Source organism: Lysobacter sp. CC-YZS074, assembly GCF_056739745.1.
Genome location: NZ_CP200301.1, coordinates 1,778,973 through 1,793,589, shown reverse-complemented (window position 1 = coordinate 1,793,589; position 14,617 = coordinate 1,778,973). Strand labels below are relative to the sequence as shown.

The 14,617-nt window shown below is 68.5% G+C and carries 11 protein-coding genes and 2 tRNA genes; 6 read left to right on the top strand and 7 right to left on the bottom strand.

The window, feature by feature from the left end:
- Positions 1-2,373, bottom strand: coding sequence for a phosphoenolpyruvate synthase (gene ppsA, locus U8331_RS08040; RefSeq protein WP_481130535.1), 2,373 nt, complete (start codon positions 2,371-2,373; stop codon positions 1-3).
- 142 nt (positions 2,374-2,515) lie between these two features.
- On the opposite strand from ppsA, the gene ppsR reads away from it, so the two are divergent.
- From ppsR to U8331_RS08020, 4 genes are all read left to right on the top strand, one after another.
- Positions 2,516-3,337: a posphoenolpyruvate synthetase regulatory kinase/phosphorylase PpsR gene (ppsR, locus tag U8331_RS08035; protein ID WP_481130534.1), complete on the top strand. Its 822-nt coding sequence runs from the start codon at positions 2,516-2,518 to the stop codon at positions 3,335-3,337.
- Between the two features lie 96 nt (positions 3,338-3,433).
- Positions 3,434-3,928 carry a DUF1249 domain-containing protein gene (locus U8331_RS08030; RefSeq protein ID WP_481130533.1) on the top strand — a complete coding sequence of 165 codons (495 nt, stop codon included), beginning with the start codon at positions 3,434-3,436 and terminating at the stop codon, positions 3,926-3,928.
- 44 nt (positions 3,929-3,972) lie between these two features.
- A tRNA-Ala gene (locus U8331_RS08025) sits at positions 3,973-4,048 on the top strand.
- A 64-nt stretch (positions 4,049-4,112) separates the two neighbouring features.
- A tRNA-Glu gene (locus tag U8331_RS08020) sits at positions 4,113-4,188 on the top strand.
- A gap of 122 nt (positions 4,189-4,310) precedes the next feature.
- Here the strand turns inward: U8331_RS08020 and U8331_RS08015 are convergent.
- The 4 genes from U8331_RS08015 to U8331_RS08000 all read right to left on the bottom strand — a co-directional run bounded on the left by U8331_RS08015 (position 4,311) and on the right by U8331_RS08000 (position 11,257).
- Positions 4,311-5,666 carry an efflux transporter outer membrane subunit gene (locus U8331_RS08015; protein WP_481130532.1) on the bottom strand — a complete coding sequence of 452 codons (1,356 nt, stop codon included), beginning with the start codon at positions 5,664-5,666 and terminating at the stop codon, positions 4,311-4,313.
- 169 nt (positions 5,667-5,835) lie between these two features.
- Positions 5,836-9,003: an efflux RND transporter permease subunit gene (locus U8331_RS08010; protein WP_481130531.1), complete on the bottom strand. Its 3,168-nt coding sequence runs from the start codon at positions 9,001-9,003 to the stop codon at positions 5,836-5,838.
- A 239-nt stretch (positions 9,004-9,242) separates the two neighbouring features.
- A complete protein-coding gene (locus U8331_RS08005; RefSeq protein ID WP_481132927.1) occupies positions 9,243-10,382 on the bottom strand; it encodes an efflux RND transporter periplasmic adaptor subunit in 1,140 nt (379 codons plus the stop codon).
- Positions 10,383-10,456: 74 nt separating this feature from the next.
- The gene (locus U8331_RS08000) at positions 10,457-11,257 is read right to left on the bottom strand and encodes an SDR family NAD(P)-dependent oxidoreductase (protein WP_481130530.1); all 801 of its coding nucleotides are present in this window, start codon (positions 11,255-11,257) and stop codon (positions 10,457-10,459) included.
- A 404-nt stretch (positions 11,258-11,661) separates the two neighbouring features.
- Here U8331_RS08000 and U8331_RS07995 point away from each other — a divergent pair, with 404 nt between their 5' ends.
- Together U8331_RS07995 and U8331_RS07990 are read left to right on the top strand one after the other, a co-directional pair.
- The gene (locus U8331_RS07995) at positions 11,662-12,714 is read left to right on the top strand and encodes a LysR family transcriptional regulator (protein WP_481130529.1); all 1,053 of its coding nucleotides are present in this window, start codon (positions 11,662-11,664) and stop codon (positions 12,712-12,714) included.
- A gap of 16 nt (positions 12,715-12,730) precedes the next feature.
- Positions 12,731-13,774, top strand: a complete 1,044-nt coding sequence (locus U8331_RS07990) for a LysR family transcriptional regulator (RefSeq protein WP_481130528.1) — start codon at positions 12,731-12,733, stop codon at positions 13,772-13,774.
- 14 nt (positions 13,775-13,788) lie between these two features.
- On the opposite strand, the gene U8331_RS07985 is transcribed toward U8331_RS07990, so the two are convergent.
- Entirely contained in the window at positions 13,789-14,208 is a 420-nt protein-coding gene (locus U8331_RS07985; protein ID WP_481130527.1) for a hypothetical protein, read from the bottom strand.
- 53 nt (positions 14,209-14,261) lie between these two features.
- Positions 14,262-14,615, bottom strand: a complete 354-nt coding sequence (locus U8331_RS07980; protein WP_481130526.1) for a four-helix bundle copper-binding protein — start codon at positions 14,613-14,615, stop codon at positions 14,262-14,264.
- Between the last annotated feature and the right edge of the window lie 2 nt (positions 14,616-14,617).

Genomic DNA, 14,617 nt, shown 5'->3' with positions numbered 1-14,617 from the left:
TCAGCCGGCTTTGGCCTTGGCCAGTCGCAGCCAGGTATCGACCACCGTGTCCGGGTTGAGCGAGACCGACTCGATGCCTTGCTCCATCAGCCACTGCGCGAGGTCCGGGTGGTCGCTCGGGCCCTGGCCGCAGATGCCGACGTACTTGCCCTTGGCGCGTGCGGTCTGGATCGCCATTGACAGCAGCTTCTTCACCGCCGGGTCGCGTTCGTCGAAGAGGTGCGCCACCAGGCCGGAGTCGCGGTCGAGGCCGAGGGTCAGCTGGGTGAGGTCGTTGGAACCAATGGAGAAGCCGTCGAAGATCTCCAGGAACTCCTCGGCCAGCAGCGCGTTGGACGGCAGCTCGCACATCATGATGATCTTGAGCCCGTCCTTGCCCTGCTCGAGGCCGTTGGCGCGCAGCACCTCGACCACCTTGCGGCCCTCGTCCAGCGTGCGCACGAACGGGATCATCACCCAGCAGTTGGTCAGGCCCATCTGCTCGCGGACCTTGAGCACCGCGCGGCACTCCAGCGCGAAAGCCTCGGTGAAGCCCGGGTCGACGTAGCGGCTGGCGCCGCGGAAGCCGATCATCGGGTTCTCCTCGTGCGGCTCGTAGCGGCTGCCGCCGATGAGGTTGGCGTACTCGTTGGACTTGAAGTCGCTCAGTCGCACGATCACCGGGTTCGGCGCGACCGAGGCGGTGATGGTGGCGATGCCCTCGGCAAGGCGGTCGACGTAGAAATCCACCGGGTCGCCGTAGCCGGCGATGCGCTCGTCGATCTTCTTCTTCGTCGCGGCATCCTGCTGGTCGTACTCCAGCAGCGCCTTGGGATGCACGCCGATGTGGCTGGCGATGATCATCTCCAGCCGCGCCAGGCCGACGCCGGCGTTGGGCAGCATCGCGAAGTCGAACGCGCGCTCCGGGTTGGCGACGTTCATCATCACCTTGAGCGGCGCCGGCGGCATGTCCTCGAGGTCGGCGGTGTGGCGCTCGAAGGGCAGGGCGCCGTCGTAGATGAAGCCGGTGTCGCCCTCGGCGCAGCTGATGGTGACGACCTGGCCATCCTGGATCGCATCAAGCGCGTTGCCGGTGCCGACCACCGCCGGCACACCCAGCTCGCGCGCGATGATCGCCGCATGGCAGGTGCGGCCGCCGCGGTTGGTGACGATCGCGGCCGAGCGCTTCATCACCGGCTCCCAGTCCGGATCGGTCATGTCGGCGACCAGCACGTCGCCGGGCTGCACCCGCGCCATGTCGTCGAGCGAGCGGACCACGCGGGCGACGCCGCTGCCGATCTTCTGGCCGATCGCGCGGCCTTCGCAGACCACCGGGCCACGCTCGCCGAGCTGGTAGCGCTCGATCTGGGTCGCCTTGGCGCGCGACTTCACCGTCTCCGGACGGGCCTGCACGATGAACAGCCTGCCGGATACGCCGTCCTTCGCCCACTCGATGTCCATCGGGCGACCGTAGTGCTTCTCGATGGTCAGCGCCTGGCGGGCCAGCTCGTGCACGTCCTCGTCGGAGATCGAGAACGCGTTGCGCAGTTCGACCGGGGTGTCCTCGGTGCGGACGCGCTCGCCAGGCTGGTCGGAATAGACCATGCGCAGCTGCTTGGCGCCGATCGAGCGGCGCAGGATCGCCTGCTTGCCCTGGGCGAGGGTGGGCTTGTAGACGTAGAACTCGTCCGGATTGACCGCGCCCTGCACGACCATCTCGCCCAGGCCATAGCTGGAGGTGATGAACACCACCTCGCGGAAGCCCGACTCGGTGTCGAGGGTGAACAGCACGCCCGAGGCGCCGACGTCGGAACGCACCATCAGCTGCACGCCGGCCGACAGGAACACGTCCTCGTGCTTGAAGCCGTGGTGCACGCGGTAGGCGATTGCGCGGTCGTTGTAGAGGCTGGCGAAGACTTCCTTGACCTTGCGGACGACGTCGTCCTCGCCGGTGACGTTGAGGAAGGTCTCCTGCTGGCCGGCGAAGCTGGCGTCGGGCAGGTCCTCGGCGGTGGCCGAGGAGCGCACCGCGACGGCGACGTCACCGCCGCCGTTCTCGGCACACAGCTGGTGGTAGGCCTCGCGGATGTCCTTGTCGAGCGCCGGCTGCAGCGGGGCGTCGATGACCCAGCCGCGGATCTCGCCGCCGGCCTTCGTCAACGCGCCGACATCCTCCACGTCGAGATCGGCCAGGCGGTCGAAGATCCGCTGGTGCAGGTCGTTGTGGGCGATGAAATCCTTGAACGCCTCGGCCGTAGTGGCGTAGCCGCCGGGCACCGAAACCCCGAGGTTGGCTAGGTTGCCGATCATCTCGCCGAGCGAGGAATTCTTGCCGCCGACGCGGGCCAGGTCGTTGAGGCGCAGCGCGTGCAGCCAGAGGATGTTCTCGTTCAAGCGGGGTCTCCGAGGATGTCGAGCACGCCAGACGGGCCCGGCCGGCGCGGCCAAGCGGATATGATCGCTCCTGCGCCGGGTGCATACAAGGTTGATCCGACGGGCTTTTTCCTGTTGAACGACGACGAACGCGGGGGTTCCGATGGCACTGGTCAGGCCGGTCTTTTATGTCTCCGATGGCACCGGCATCACCGCCGAGACCATCGGCCACAGCCTGCTGACGCAGTTCACAGACACCCAGTTCATCGGCGAGCGCATCTCGTTCGTCGACAGCATCGAACGCGCCCGCGAGGCTGCCGACCGCATACGGGTGGCGGCGGAGGTCCACAGCGTCCGTCCCATCGTGATCAACTCCTGCATGGACAGCGAGGTGAGCGAAACCCTCGCCCACAGCGGGGCGCTCATGCTGGACGTGTTCGCGCCCTTCATCGAGCCGCTGGAGCGCGAGTTGCAGGAGAGCCGGCAGCGGCACGTCGGTCGCGCACACGCCATCGTCGATTTCGAGGCCTACCACCACCGCATCAACGCGATGAACTACGCGTTGAGCCACGACGACGGTCAGGCGGTCGACTACGAGGACGCCGACGTGATCCTGATCGCGGTGTCGAGGGCGGGCAAGACCCCGACCTGCGTCTACCTCGCGCTGCACTACGGCATCCGCGCCGCCAACTACCCGTTGACCGAGGAGGACCTCGAGCACGACCGGCTGCCCCCGCGCCTGCGCCCGTTCCGGCAGAAGCTGTTCGGACTGACGATCGATCCGTTGCGCCTGCAGCAGATCCGGCAGGAGCGCCGGCCCAACTCGCGCTACGCCAAGCTGGAGACCTGCCGGCGCGAGGTGGCCCAGGCCGAGGCGCTGTTCCGCGCCGAACGCATCCCCACGCTGAGCACCACGCACACCTCCATCGAGGAGATCTCCAGCAAGGTGCTTTCCACGCTCGGCATCCGGCGCGAGATGTTCTGAAAGCGGGGAGCAGGGCGGTCCCGCGATCCTGAATCGGTTGTTCGCGCAGGCCCGCGGGCGCTGCCGCACGCGCCGATCGGCGTGTAGGATCGATGCATGGACTCGCTGGCCGACCGCACCGCGCGGATTCCCACCCTGAGCCGCTTCGGCTGGCTGATGGCGCTCTATACGGAGAACCACGCCCGACTGGGCCGCCTGTTCGCCCCGGCGGGGCTGTCGGCGGGCCGCTACGTGTCGAGCATCGGCGATGGTCTGGATCTGCAGGTCGACATCCTCGAGCAGCACCGCTACACCACGGAACTGCGCCTGACCTACGCCATGCCCGACCCGGTGACCGGCGAGCCGGATCCATCGGCGTACCTGCGCCAGTACCACGACACCGGCCAGCTGGAGGCGACCCACTGCTACATCGGTCGCCGCTGGCAGGACGTCATCGGCATGTACCCGCCACCGGCGGAACTGATCGGCCACCGCCTGCGGATGAACACCTTCCTCGGCAAGTGGCTGCAGTACCTATCCGATCGCGGCCACGGAGCCACCACGCTGAGCGCGTCGGAAAAAAATTTCGCCGAACTCGAAAAGACTGCTTGACGACTTCGAAAACCGTCCTTAAGCTTGTCGACTTTCCAGCACGTGGGGCCATAGCTCAGCTGGGAGAGCGCTACAATGGCATTGTAGAGGTCGGCGGTTCGATCCCGCCTGGCTCCACCACTTCAAAGGTTCTTCGTTACCCGACTGAGTGAAAGCAGTCGACCCAGGTGCGGAAAACCACTGCGTCCCCATCGTCTAGAGGCCTAGGACACAACCCTTTCACGGTTGCGACCGGGGTTCGAATCCCCGTGGGGACGCCACTTCGCTTCAACATCAAGGGCTGCCGAAAGGCGGCCCTTGATGTTTTCGGGTGTCGCGTTCCAGCAAATGGACAACCCCGGCGCGCGGGGATCGGCACGCACGATGCCGATCCCCTCCGGCCTTATTGGCTGCTGGCCACGTCTTCCCGCACCGGCACGCGCCCAGGCCAGCCACCCGCCATCGCCTTGTAGACGGCCACGGCACTGTTCGCGGCGCGGGTGCGCACTTCGGCCAGTGCGTCCTGTGCCTGCAGGCGCGTGCGTTCGGCGTCGAGCACCTCCAGCAAACCGGTACTTCCGGCGTCGTAGCGCAGCCGGGCGAGTTCGGCCGCACGGGTACTTTCGTCGGCAGCCTGCTGCAGGTGGCCGTCTTCGACGCGCGTGCGCCGGTAACGGACCAGGGCGTTTTCGGTTTCCTCGAGCGCGAGCATCACAGTGTGCTGGTACCGGGCGAGCTCGCCCGCCGCATCCGCGTCAGCGGCGGCCATCCGCGCACGCACGCGGCCGATGTCCAGGAACGACCAGTCGATGCCGAGCGCGACCAGCCGCGTTTCGCTGTCGCGCTCGAACAGATCGCCCGAATCGATTGCCTGGCTGCCGATCAGCCCTCCGAGGGTGAAACGGGGGAACAGGTCCGCGGTAGCGACGCCAATCCGTGCGGTGGCGGCGTGCAGGCGGAATTCGGCGGCGGCAATGTCGGGCCGTCGCCGCAGCAGCTCGCCCGGCGTGCCGGGATCGACGGGCACCGGCAATGCAGGGAGCGGGGCGGGCACACCCAACTCCGCCACCAGTGCGCCCGGCGCTTTGCCGGTGAGCACCGCGAGCCGGTGCATCGTCACGGCCGCTTCCGCTTCCAGCGCGGGAATTCGGGCGAGGGTGGCTTCCAGCTGCGCGCTGGCACGTGCGCGGTCGAACCCGGTGGCGGCGCCCGCATCGAGCCGCGCCTGGACGATGCGCAGGGTCTCGCGCTGGTTCGCCGCGTTCTCCCGGGCGACCCGGAGCCGCTCCTGCAGACCGCGAAGGTCGATGTAGCTGCGTGCCACCTCGGCGACGATCGCCACCTGCATCGCTGCGAGATCGGCTGCGGTCGCCGCGGTTTCCGCCCGGCTCGCCTCGACACCGCGGCGGATCCGACCGAACAGATCCAGCTCCCAGACCATGTTGACGCCCGTGGTGTAACTCTCGCCGTCGCGCTCCGCCCGATCGAACCCCGGCGCCTGGTCGACGCTGGCGCGTGCATCGCTGGCTTCCGCGCTGGCAGTCAGCGTCGGCAGGTAATCGAAGCGGGCGCCCCGCAGCAGCGCGTTGGCACGGTCGTAGCGGGTGAGTGCAACCCGCAGGTCGAAGTTGGCCAGCAGGGCTTCGTCAACCAGCCGTGTCAGCAGCGGGTCGTCGAAGGCGTTCCAGAAGTCGGCGTCAGGTGCGGGCTGGGGTGAGCGCTGCACGACGCCGTCGTCGTTGATGAAGCGTGCGGGCATGGAAGGGGCTGGGCGCACATGGTCGGGGCCGACCATGCAGGCGGACAGGGCAAGGGTCAGCAGCGAGGCGACCAGTATTTTCCCGGGCACCCACCGCGCTCCCGCTCTCGCGGCAACGGATGGCATATCCGCGGAAAGAACGGGCGCGGGGGCAATGCCGGGGTTGGACTTACGCATGGGTGATCTCCAGCAGTTCGTTCTGGGCCTGCTTGCCTGCGCGCCGTGACACCAGCTTGCGCAGGGCCACGTAGAACACCGGGGTGAGGAACAGGCCGAAGACGGTGACGCCGAGCATGCCGGCAAAGACGGTGATGCCGGTGACCGAGCGCACTTCCGCGCCGGCGCCGGAGGCGATCACCAGCGGAACGGTGCCGGCGATGAAGGCGATCGAGGTCATGACGATCGGACGCAGGCGCAGGCGGCAGGCTTCCAGCGCCGACTCGACGATGCCCTTGCCCTGCATCTCCAGCTCGCGGGCGAACTCGACGATCAGGATGGCGTTCTTGCACGCCAGTCCCATCAGCACGACCAGTCCGACCTGCACGAAGACGTTGTTGTCGCCGCCGGTCAGCCACACCGCGGTGAGCGCCGAGAGCATGCACATCGGGACGATCAGGATCACCGCCAGTGGCAGGGTCCAGCTTTCGTACAGCGCGGCGAGCACCAGGAACGCGAGCAGGATCGCTACAGGGAACACCACCAGCGCGGCGTTGCCCTGCGTTGCCTGCTGGTAGCTCAGGTCGGTCCACTCGATCGCCATACCGGCGGGCAGCACCTTGTCGGCGACCGCCTGCAGCGTGCCCATCGCCTCGGCCGAGGACATCACCCGCGGATCGGCCTCGCCGGCAAGGTCGGCGGCGGGGTAGCCGTTGTAGCGCAGCACCGGGTCTGGGCCGAACGTGCGATGGATCTTCACCATCGAACCGATCGGCACCATCTCCCCATCGACGTTGCGCGTGCGCAGCTTGCCGATGTCCTCGATGCTGTCGCGGAACGGCGCGTCGGCCTGCGCGATCACCTGCCAGGTACGGCCGAACTCGTTGAAGTCATTGACGTAGGACGAACCGAGGTAGGTCTGCAGGGTGTCGAACAGCTCGGTCAACGGCACCCCCTGCGCCTTGGCCTTGACCCGGTCGACCTCGGCGTCGAGTTGCGGCACGTTGGCCTGGTAGCTGGTGATCGGGAAGGCCATCCCGGGCGTTTGCGAGACCGCTCCCTGCATCGCCTGGACCGCCTGCTGCAGTGCTCCATACCCGAGGTTGCCGCGGTCCTCGATGAACATCTGGTAGCCGTTGCCGTTGCCCAGCCCCAGGATCGGCGGCGGCATCATCGCGAACGCGAAGCCCTCCTGCAGCCCGGCGATCTTCTGGTTGATCTCGGCGTTGATCTCGGCGGCGCTGCGGTCGCGCTGGTCGAACGGCTTGAGCGGCAGGAACACCACGCCGGTGTTGGGCGTATTGGTGAACTGCAGCGCATTGAGGCCGGGGAACGCGATCGCGTGGGCGACGCCGTCGGTTTCCATCGCGATGTCGACCACCTTCGACAGCATGGCGTCGGTACGGGCCAACGACGCGCCCTCCGGCAACTTCACGCCGGCGATCAGGTACAGCTTGTCCTGGGTCGGGATGAAACCGGCCGGCACCGCCTTGAACATCAGGCCGGTCGCGACCAGCAGCACCGCGTACACCACGAACACCGCACCGCGCCGGCCCAGGCTGCGCGACACGATCTTCTGGTAGCGGTCCGAGCTGGTGTTGAAGAAGCGGTTGAAGGGGCGGAACAGCCAGCCGAACATCCGCTCGATCAGCCGTGACGGTGCGTCCTTCGGAGCGCCATGAGGCTTGAGCAGGCGGGCGGCGAGTGCGGGCGACAGGGTGAGCGAGTTGATCGCCGAGATCACCGTCGAGATGGCGATGGTCACCGCGAACTGCTTGTAGAACTCGCCGGTCACGCCGGACAGGAACGCCATCGGCACGAACACCGCGCACAGCACCAGCGCGATCGCGATGATCGGGCCGGAGACCTCCTTCATCGCCTGGTGAGCGGCGGCAAGCGGAGTCAGACCTTCCTCGATGTTGCGCTCGACGTTCTCCACCACGACGATCGCATCGTCCACCACGATGCCGATCGCCAGCACCAGCCCGAACAGGCTCAGGGTGTTGATCGAGAAGCCCAGCAGATACAGCGCGGCGAAGGTGCCGACCACCGAGACCGGTACCGCGATCAGCGGAATGATCGACGCACGCCAGGTCTGCAGGAACAGGATCACCACCAGTACCACCAGCACCACGGCCTCCAGCAATGTGGTGACCACTGCGTTGATCGAGTCGCGCACGAAGATGGTGGTGTCGTAGACGGCCTCGTATTCGACGCCGCCCGGGAAGCGCTGCGACAGTTCATCCATCGTCGCGATCACCGAATCGCGGATCTCCAGCGCATTGGCGCCCGGGGCCTGGAAGATGCCGATGCCGACCGCCGCCTTGCCGTCCAGCTGCGAGCGCAGGGTGTAGTCGCCGGCACCCAGCTCAAGGCGCGCGACGTCTGAAAGCCGGACGATCTCGCCGTCCGCTCCGGCCTTGAGCACGATGTCGCCGAACTCCTGCGTCGTGCGCAGCCGGCCGCGGGCGTTGATCAGGGTCAGGAATTCGCTGTCGGGCATCGGTTCGGCACCGAGCTGGCCGGCCGACACCTGCACGTTCTGCTCGCGCATGGCGCGCACCACGTCGCCGGCGGTCAAACCGCGGGACGCGATCCGTTCCGGGTCGAGCCAGGCGCGCATCGCGTAGTCGCCGCCGCCGAAGATCTGCGCATCGCCCACGCCGGTAATCCGCGACAGCCGGTCCTTGACGTGCAGGCGCGCGTAGTTGCGCAGGTACAGCGTGTCGTACTTGCCTTCGGGCGAGGTCAGGTGGACCACCATCAGGAAGGTGGGCGATTGCTTCTGGGTGGTGACGCCCTGGCGCCGCACGTCCTCGGGCAGTCGCGACAGCGCCTGGCTGACCCGGTTCTGCACGCGGACCGCGGCCTCGTCGGCGTCGGTGCCGGGGCGGAAGGTCACGGTCATCTGCAGCACGCCGTCCGAGCCGGCGACGGACTTGGTGTACATCATGTCCTCGACGCCGTTGATCGCTTCCTCCAGCGGCGTGGCCACGGTCTCGGCGATCACCTTCGGGTTGGCGCCCGGGTAGACGGTGCGCACGACCACCGAGGGCGGCACCACCTCCGGGTACTCGCCGATCGGTAGCAGCGGGATCGAGATCAGGCCGGCGGCGAAGATCACGATCGACAGTACCGCCGCGAAGATCGGGCGGTCGATGAAGAATCTCGAGAAATCCATATGGGGTGTCCTTGGGCGGCTTTTCGCCCTGGTGCCGTACGCTGCGTGGAAGGAACGTGCCTCGCCCGGAGCGCGGCGACAGCGGTCCCGTCCCGCGCCGTGAGCGGCCGGGTAGATGGGCGGTGGAACGGTCAGAGGTGGCGCCGGCCCTCCCCGCTGCGCGGGAGGGGAGCCCGTACCGGGGGAGGACGGGGAGGGCCGGCGGCCCCTGCGCGGGGGAGGTCAGCCTGACGAGGCCATCACTTCGCTCCCGCCGCGCTTGCCACGGGGTTGGAGGGCGGCGCGCCCATCGCGACTTCCTTCGGCGATACCTGCATGCCGGGGAAGAACACCTTCTGCACGCCGTGGACGATCACCTTGTCGCCGGCGTCCAGGCCGGACTTCACCACGCGCAGGCCGCCGGCCTCGCCGCCCAGTTCCACGTCCTTGCGTTGCGCGGCGTTGTCCTCGCCGAGCACATAGACGTAGCTGCGGTCCTGGTCCGTCAGCACGGCCTTGTCGTCGATCAGCATGGCGCCGTCAAGGTTCCGCCCGAGCAACTGCACCCGCGCGAACAGACCCGGGGTGAATACCCGGTCGGGGTTGGGCAGCACCGCGCGCAGGCGGATCGTGCCGGTCGCCGGGTCCACCTGGTTGTCGACGAAATCGACCACGCCCTTGTGCGGGTAACCGGCCTCGCTGGCGAGCCCGACCCGGACCGGGTTGCTCGACTCGGCGCGGTCGCCGTTGCGGGCGAGTTCGCGGTAGCGCAGGAAGGTCTGCTCGTCGCCTTCGAAGTGGACGTGCACCGGGTCGAGCGACACCACGCTGGTCAGCACCGTGGCATCGGCCTGGGCGAGGTTGCCGGCGGTGATGAGCGCGCGGCCGGCGCGGCCGTCGATCGGCGAGCGCACCTGGGTGAACTGCAGGTCGAGGCGGGCGCTGGCCACCGCGGCTTCGGCGGCGCGGACCGCCGCGTCGCCCTGTGCGGCTTCGGCGCGGCGGGATTCGGCCTCCTCGCGGGAGATCGCCTGCGCCTCCACCAGCGACTGCGCGCGTTCGTGCTGGGCGCGTGCGAGTCGCGCCTCGCTGCGGGCGCGCTCGAGGTTGGCTTCCGCCTCCGCCAGCGTCGCCCGGTACGGGCGTGGATCGATCTCGAACAGCAGGTCGCCCTTGCGGACTTCCTCGCCTTCTTCATAGGCGATCCGCTCGACGTAGCCACTGACGCGGGGTCGCAGCTCGACCGACTTCACCGCCTCGATGCGGCCGGTGAATTCGTCCCATTGCTGCACCGGTTTCTCCAGCACCCGGGCGACGCTGACTTCGGGTGCCGGCATGGCGGCGGCGGGCGCGGCCTGGCTGCCGCAACCGGAAACGCCCACGGCCAGCAGGGCGGCCATGGCAAGCGCCAGCTCCGGCAGCGCGTTCGGGCGGGAGGGACGGGCGGGACGCCCGGCGGAACGGGTGGGGGAGGTCATGGAGAAAGATCCTTCTTTGAGGCAGGTTGAGAAAAACGGCCCAGCAGCGCGCGTACGGAAGCGAGGGAGTTGCATCCGTCCGCCGGGGTATTGCCGTCTGGGCCAAAAGCGGGAGAGCGGACCGGTTCGTAATGCACCACCGGGGCGGCGGGCGCGGCCTGTTCGACCAGCGCCACCGCGTGCTGGCCAATGGCCAGGGCGCTGGGCCAGCGGGGACTGGCCGGGGCTTCCATGCCGCCGGTGCAGACCGGCACGTCGACGGTCAGCAGTTGCACGCGCACGTCGACCGCGCGCGCTTCGTCGTGCAGCACGCGTGCGAGCATCCGCAGCGCCGCGGCGCCGATGGAGCGGTGGCCGTAGCCCGCCCACGGGTGTTCGCTGCCGGGCCCGCCGATCAGCAGGTAGCTGCCACGGCCGCGCTCGGCCAGCAGAGGCAACAGGTTGCGGGCGGCCGCGAGGTGCGGCAGCAGGTCGTCGTCGAGTTTGCGGCGCAGGAAGTCGGCCGGACGGTCGAGCACGCGGCCGCCCTGGGCCTGGCCGCAGACGGAAACGACGATGCCGCTCACCGGCCTGCACAGGTCGCGGAGCCGCGTCGCGAGCGCGGCACCCTCGCCGTCGCTGGCCACCGAACCCGGCATGCAGGTCAGGTCGGCGCGGGGGTGGTCCAGCCGCAGTGCGTCGAGCGCGGCCGCGTGGCGCGCCACCGCGACCACGGCGTGCCCCCGGTCGAGGGCGGCCCGCACCACGCCGCGGCCGACGCCACCGGTGGCACCCACCACGATGAGCGCCGGCCTCATTGTCCCGCCCTCGGGATTTTTTCTCCCGCGGACGGGATTTCCACCGTGCGGGTGGGGCGCGACAGCCCCGCCCGAACCGCGGGGGCCGCCACCGGTACGACTGGCAGGACCATGAAGGAATCGGGCACCGGCCCCCTTGGCGGCGCAGCGTTGAAACCGTTGCCTGCGTTGCCCTGCAGCCCCGTCATGGCGAGGTTTGTCACGCCCGGCATGACCGGCGTGATCAGCGGAACGAAGGCAGGTTGGGCTGGGCGAAGAGAGCGCATGGGGACGGCCCGGGACGTGACCTGAAGAAGACAGGTGCACAGCCTAGGCGCGTGACCGGTGCTTGATTAGCCACCGGATCGGGGAATAATTGTCCCCACCGCGGGCCAATTACGGTGCGCGCGATTCGGAGCACATCGATGGCCCGCGATCTGAACGACACCCTGATCTTCGTGAAGGTGGTCGAGCACGGCAGCTTCATCGCCGCGGCCCGCTCGCTGCGACTGCCCAAGACAACGGTCAGCCGCAAGGTACAGGACCTGGAAACGCGCTTGGGTGCGCAACTGCTGCACCGCACCACCCGCAAGCTCGGCCTGACCGAGGCCGGCAACATCTACTTCGAGCACTGCAAGCGCATCGCGCACGAACTCGACGAAGCCGAGAACGCCGTCGGCCAGTTGCAGGGCGGCCCGCGCGGCTGGCTGCGCTTCACCGCGCCGTACTCGGTGGGCATCACCTGGATCGCGCCGTTGTTGGGCGAGTTCCACGCGCGCCATCCCGAAGTGCGCGTCGAGATGGTGCTGGCCAACGAATCGCTGGACCTGATCGATGCCGAAATCGACCTCGCACTGCGACTCGGCAGCCTGCCCGATTCGAACCTGGTCGCCCGGCGCCTGGCGGTGTTCCGCAGCCAGGTCTACGGATCCACCGAGTACCTGCGCAAGCACGGCGAGCCGCTGCACCCCGACGACCTGCAGCACCACCGCGCTCTGACGTTCCAGAAGTTCCGCCGCAACGGCGGGTATGCCTGGCCGCTCAACGACGGCGAGCAGACCGTCGAGTACCGGGTTGACCCGGTGCTGGTCGCCAACGACCCCGGCGCGCTCAAGGGCGCCCTGCTGTGCGGCGAGGGCCTGATGATGGCCAGCGACCTCACGGTCAAGCGCTACGCCGAACAGGGCATCGTGCAACGCGTACTGGCGGGCTGGACCGGACCGGACATGGAGTTCAACGCGGTGTTCCCCGGTGGCCGCATGCAGTCGCCGAAGGTCCGGGCGTTTGTGGACTTTCTGGTCGAACGCCTCAATTTCGACGCCGACTACATGCAGCACCTTTGCCCCAACATGCGCGCCTGCGATGGCACGGCGGAGGCGATCGAAGCCGCTGGCGCGATGGCGACGGCGGGCGCCGCCCGGACAGTGGCGTTGCCGCGGACCGAGGCCAAACCGGAAGAGGAGCCGGCCGTCGCCTGACGGCCGGTGGATACGCATGGCGCGCGACCTCAACGACACCCTCATCTTCGTCAAGGTGATCGAGCTGGGCAGCTTCATCGCCGCCGCCCGTGCCCTGCACCTGCCCAAGACCACCGTCAGCCGCAAGGTGCAGGAGCTCGAGTCGCGACTGGGCGCGCAACTGCTGCACCGGACCACGCGCAAGCTCGGCCTGACCGAAGCGGGCAACCTGTACTTCGATCACTGCCGGCGCATCGCCCGCGATCTCGACGAAGCCGAAAGCGCCGTGGGCCAGCTGCAGGGCGGTCCACGCGGGTGGCTGCGTTTCAGCGCGCCGTACGACGTCGGCATCACCTGGATCGCGCCGCTGCTGGGCGAATTCCACGCCAGGCATCCGGAGATCCGCGTCGAAATGGTGCTCACCACCCAGTTGCCGGACCTCAGTGACGAGGAGTTCGACGTCGCGCTCAACATCGGCGAGCTTCCCGACTCGAACCTGGTCGCGCGACGGCTGGCCGTGTTCCGCACCCAGGTGTACGCGAGCCACACCTATCTCGCCCGCCATGGCGAGCCATTGCACCCGGCCGAGCTCCAGCACCATCGTGCGGTGAGTCTGCACAGCGGCCGCCGCGGCAACGGCTTTGCCTGGCCGCTGGTGGAAGCCGGCGGGGCGGCGGCGGAGGGCAGGCCGGCGACGGACCTGGTCGACTACCGCATCCACCCGGTGCTGGTGGCGAATGATTTCGGCGCGCTCAAGGGTGCGCTGCTGGCCGGGGAAGGCCTGATGCTGGCGTGCGACGTCACCATCAAGGCCCACGCCGAGCGCGACCAGGTACGTCGCGTGTTGCCCGGCTGGACCGGGCCGAACCTCGCCTTCAGCGCGGTGTTTCCGCGCGGGCGGGTGCAATCGCCCAAGGTGCGCGCTTTCGTCGACTTCCTGGTGGAGCGGCTCAACTTCGATGCCGACTACATGCAGATGCTGTGTCCGACCGGCCGCGCCGACGGCGGTTGCGCGAAACAGATCGCAGCTCGACACGACGGTGCCGAGCCACGGGAACTCCGCGTACCGGTCCTGGCCTGACCCGCTACTTGCACTCAGTGCGTGACAGGGGACCCGGGCGTGGATCCGCCTGACGCGTCACGCAGTTGGCCATCGAGCCGGGCCTCGAACTGTTCGAAGCTCATCCCCTGCGCGCGGGCTTCCTCATGGGCGGCGGCACGCAGCGCATCGGAAAACTTCAGCGAGACGTGGCGGCCACTGCGCTCCTGCACCGCCGCCGCACGCCTGAGCATCGCGAGCAGGGTCGCGGCGCTGGCCGATTCGCCGACGATCCGTCCGTCCAGCCCCAGCACCCATTCGCCCTCGCGACGCGCTATGCCGCCGAGCAGGATGCCGTCACCGTCCCGCAGGTCGGCATGGGCTTCGACGCCGGGCGTGTGCACGGGCACCGCGATGCGATCGCTGCGGCGATTCTTCTTGTTGGCGTCGCGTTTGGCCTTGGAGCGGATGGACATGCGGTTCCCTGTTCGGAAGTGAGGCGGCGAGCGCGCGCGATGCCCGCCCGGTATCAGGCCGCCATTTTCGCGCAGGAATCGGCGCAGCGGCGACACAGTTCGGCGCAGCGCTGCATCTCGGCGTCGTCGCCCATCGACGCGCAGGAGTCGGCGCAGCGCCGGCAGATCTCCGCGCACGCGCCGCAGGTGTAGCGGTGCACGTCGGCGCCGCGCAGCATCGCGTCGGCGCTGGTGGCGCAGATGTCGGCGCAGACCGACATCAGGCCGATGTGCTCCGGCTCGGCATGCTTGCCGCCCCGGCCGAGGCAGTAGTTGATGGTTTCGAGGCAGATGGCATGGCAGCGCGTGCAGTTGTCGATGCACTCGTTCATTTCGGCGCTGCGGTGTTCGGCGGTGTGGTGGCTCATAC